At 51.2% G+C, this 4,253-nt stretch carries 2 protein-coding genes and 1 pseudogene; 2 read left to right on the top strand and 1 reads right to left on the bottom strand.

Annotated elements, in window-relative coordinates; genetic code table 11:
- Positions 1-109 precede the first annotated feature (109 nt).
- Positions 110-232 (top strand): annotated as a pseudogene (locus NDI45_RS30615) (ergothioneine biosynthesis protein EgtB); the annotation flags it as partial.
- Positions 233-255: 23 nt separating this feature from the next.
- Here NDI45_RS30615 and NDI45_RS30620 read toward each other — a convergent pair.
- On the bottom strand, positions 256-3,177 hold the full coding sequence (locus NDI45_RS30620; protein WP_348250049.1) for an NHLP bacteriocin export ABC transporter permease/ATPase subunit: 2,922 nt from the start codon (positions 3,175-3,177) through the stop codon (positions 256-258).
- Between the two features lie 418 nt (positions 3,178-3,595).
- On the opposite strand from NDI45_RS30620, the gene NDI45_RS30625 reads away from it, so the two are divergent.
- Complete coding sequence (locus NDI45_RS30625) at positions 3,596-3,925, top strand: hypothetical protein (RefSeq protein ID WP_190789825.1); 330 nt, start codon at positions 3,596-3,598, stop codon at positions 3,923-3,925.
- Positions 3,926-4,253 lie beyond the last annotated feature (328 nt).

Below are 4,253 nucleotides of genomic sequence, written 5' to 3' on the forward strand. Positions count from 1 at the left end.
CCGGCGAAAGGCAACTGGGTTGAGGGTTTGGATTTGCGGGTAGAGCATGAGTCATTTCAGTAGGGCTGATCTACTTTCAGCTCTTCTCTTCGATTCGTGCAAGAAGTCTAATCAAATGCTGCTGTGCGGCGGGCCTTGCGTCACATCTCACAGCCACATTCGCTTCAGCTATCGCAATTTCTTCCCGCCCACGACGCACTGGCAGTTTTCGAGAATTTGCCTGTGTGAGTAATATTGTGTGCCTGAATCGTGTGATTAATGCTCGCTCATCTGTCTGGCGATGAGCTGAGTAAATAACCCGGGCTGCTGCGCCAGCTCGTCAAACGTACCCTGCTGCACGACTCGACCTGCCTGGATCACATAAATGCGATCGGCGCGACGAATGGTACTGAGGCGATGGGCAATCACAATGCGCGTCACCCCCAGTTTGTCTAGGCTTTGGGTGACGATCGCCTGCGTTCGGTTATCCAGTGCGCTTGTCGCTTCATCAAATAGCAGAATTTGGGGATTCAGTGCTAGGGCGCGAGCAATCATCAGCCGTTGCCTTTGTCCCCCCGATAAATTTGAGCCACCCTCGCTGACAAAGGTATGCATTCCCATCGGCATCGCCCGCACATCGTCGGCAAAGCCTGCCATTTCTGCGGCTGTCCACGCCTCGCTCACCGCAATCAGCGCACTTGCCGAAATGTTGTCAAAAATGCTGCCCGCATTAATCCGGCTATTTTGCAGCACGACCCCCAACTGTCGCCGCACGGCTGTCACATCTAACCCTGCCAGATCTTGTCCGTCGTAGTAGATACTGCCGTCGATCGGCACGTCAAACCCTAGCAGCAGGCGAAACAAAGTAGATTTGCCGCTGCCCGACGGACCCACCAGCGCAATAAATTCTCCCGGTTCTGCCGTCAAGCTAACCTGATCGAGCGTTAGGGGACCATCCTCCCGGTAGCGAAACGTGACGCGATCGACTTGCACTCGACCTGCCAGTTTTCCCGGATCGGCTTGCTCAGGGTTAACCTCTGGTTCTGCCGCTAAGATGGGCTGCGATCGCTTCCATAGCGTCACGATTTCCAGCACGGATGTCACAGTATTGCTGAGGCTGGTTGCGCCCGTGATAAAAATCCCAAAGGCAGCACTGAAACCGAGAAAAGTTCCGGTTGAAAGGCTGGTGGCTTCACTTGTGGACGATCGCCCGATCAGCGTAACAGACATCCAGAAGAGTAGTGTTGCGGCGAGTCCGGGCATCACGGTGTTGAAAATGGCAACGCTGTCTTGCAGCAACTGAGTACTCAGTTCTAGATGAAGCTGCTGCGTATATTTGTTGCCCCAGGTAGCAAAGGCACGCGCTTCAGCTCCGGCACTCCGCAGTTTGGGAACTGCCTCAATCAGCTTCACCACCAAGCCCGAAATTTCGCCGCGTACCTCCAGCAAAGGGCGTTTCTGCCGCAGCAGCAGGGAGCTGGTCGTCGCCGTAAACCCGATCACTCCGATCGCTACTGCCCCCGCCACCAGCGCGAGCGGCACACTGTAGAACAGCATCAGCCCAAAGTTCAGCAGCGCAAAGAAGCTCGTCAGCATGGTGCGTAAAGTCGTACCCGTTAAGGCACGGCGAATCTGACTAATGCCCGACACCCGCGATTCTAGATCGCCCACTGTATATTGGCGAAAAAAGCCAGGGCTAAGCTGAAGCAATCGATCCCAAACCGCAGCCTGCATCATCACTTCGGACTGGGTTTCTAGACGCATGGTTGCCAAGGCCTGTATCCAATTCAGGCTTACGGTTCCCAAAGCAAAAAACAGCAAGCCCACCCCGATTTGAATCAGCGAAGTTCGATCGCCCGTCGGCAGTGCCATGTCGATCAATACGCCTGTTGCCAGCGGGACAAGCATTCCGGCTAGGGTGCTGGCGATTCCCATGCCTAGCAAAACCAGCAGATTTTTGAGCTGTCCTTTGAAGGCAAATCGCACCAGATCCCACGCCCGCAACACGGTGGATGGAAACGGACGATAGAAAATAAAGGCACTGGGATTGAGCTGAGCCGCGATCGCCGCATTCACTTTTGAATAGTGCCGCCCAGTCGTAGACGATTGGGGATCATAAAGCTCATAGTGATCGCCTGCGACAGGCAACAGGGCAACCGGACGCTTTTCTTGACGGGTGTAGGCGATGATCGGACCACCATCTTTTTGCCACCAGCGATCGCGCAGTAAAATTCGCCGCAGCCGCAGCCGAGACGATCGGGCAATTGCCTCTAGGGGGTCGCGCATTCGGCTTGGATCATCGGCTTCCATTGGGGGGGCGATCGGAATGCCCAGCACTTTGCCAACCGCTCCTGCTACCATCAGCAATTCATCGCCTTGAGCAGGAGACGAGTCAGACTGCGGTTTGAGCAGCGATGCCAGGGTTTTCAGCGTTTCCTGTGCCACCTGCTGATTGAGCTGCTGGCGTTTCTGAAACTGAGTCGATTGCGCTTGGGATTGCTGGAGGGTAATTTGTTCGATGCTCTTTAGGAAGTAGCAATGCAACTGCGCTAAGCCTTCTAGTAGCGGTGCTAGGGTGTCAATGCTGGCAAGGGGCTGAACCGTAAGCTGGAGCGTGCTGCTTGCCGAGATCCAGAGTCCGTTCGTCAGTGGAAATCTTCCTGTATGAGGCGTGAGCGGCACTCTGTCAAAGCCGAGCCAATGAGCAGTTCCCTGCTGACACTGTACCCACAGAACCTGCTCTTTCGATGGCTGCAAAGCCTGGCCTGCAACTAAGGAAACATACTGATCTATCTGGTCGATCGGAAATAGTTTTGCCAGGGGAAGCTTGGGTAAGCCTGGACTATTTGCTAGCTTGTAAATCCAATCTGCGATATGAAGACGAAGATCAGACAGGTTAAGGGTATCGATTGACTGTTCCGAAACTTCGGCAGGTTCAACTGCGACTGCGATAATTCCCCACATCGCTTCAGTTTCTTGTTGATGCAAGGCGAACTGCTCCAAATAAACATCTGAATCAGCCCCAAATAGTGCCGCTCCGGGTTCTACATCAAACAGGTAGTGTCGCTCACCCTCCGGCGCACCATTAACGATACGGACGGCAAATAAAGCGATCGTCCCAGATTGAACGATTCGGATCAGCGTGGGATTATCAAGCAGCAAGGGCAGATTGCCTCGAACACTTCTCGTATTGATCATCGTTCTAGCATGATTGGAGTACACGGTAATCTCAAAACGCGAATTGAGTTTTATTTCTTGATTAACTAGCTGTGTGAGCGATCGCACTTCTTAACAGGCTATTAGCTGTTGCGATTGCCTTTACTGCTCAAGTGCCTTTCAGTAAGTATTATATTAACGCTTTCGTCAAGCAACACTTCCTTATTTATATATTTATAGCAGTCTCTTCTCTGTTTAAAGAGTCTCAGAAAATTTAGTGATTTATTGAGCAACTATTATTTCATTCTCATCTATTTCTCATTTAAGCCCTGTACGCTGAAAGCAGAGTTGAATTTCAACAGAGTGAAGAATGAACTTTGCAAGCTCAATTCGCTTTTCTGTTTGATTTAACTTACGGGCTTGATGAAAGCCTGACATCTATAAAATTTTTGGAGGAATTATGTCTGTGAAAGAAACCAACGAGGAACTCAATCCGGAACAATTGGGTCAAGTGTCTGGCGGTCAAGAGCCTAGCATCAGCCGCGAAGAACCACTAGCCGATAAAGAACTCGACAGAATCTCTGGCGGTCAAGATGGCGGCAACCGTCGCCAACTGCAAGGGATCCTGTATGACGAGGATCTCAACAGAATCTCTGGTGGTCAGGATGGCGGCAATCGTCGTTCGATCGCAATCAACGGAGAGCTAGACGACGAGGATCTCAACAAGGTCTCTGGTGGTCAGGATGGTGGGAACCGTCGTTCGATCGCAATCGACGGAGAGTTTGAATAAGGAACTTGCTAGAACTCTCAATGGTTAGAGAGGCAAGCTCCGTCGCTCAATTGCAAGATCTAAATATCACACCCAGGAATGAGGATATAGCAATGCTATGTCCTTATTTTCTTGCATTTACTTTTTCGTCTCCTAAATTTTGTTTTAGTAAGTGTAGTCTGAGCTACATTCTGATTTATCCAGTTTCGCTCGCTATATTTGATGAGGTGTGTCGCCTTAGAGGATGTTTAGGAAGTAGCAGCGAATAGCAGTATTAAGAAAGCTTCCTGAAGTTTAGGCTGGAGCATATCGACATCTCAACAGCCCTCTGGGAAGCAATGACTCTAGC

Origin of the sequence: Leptolyngbya sp. GB1-A1, assembly GCF_039962475.1 — a bacterium.
In the GTDB taxonomy this organism is placed as follows: Bacteria; Cyanobacteriota; Cyanobacteriia; order Elainellales; family Elainellaceae; genus Leptolyngbya_A.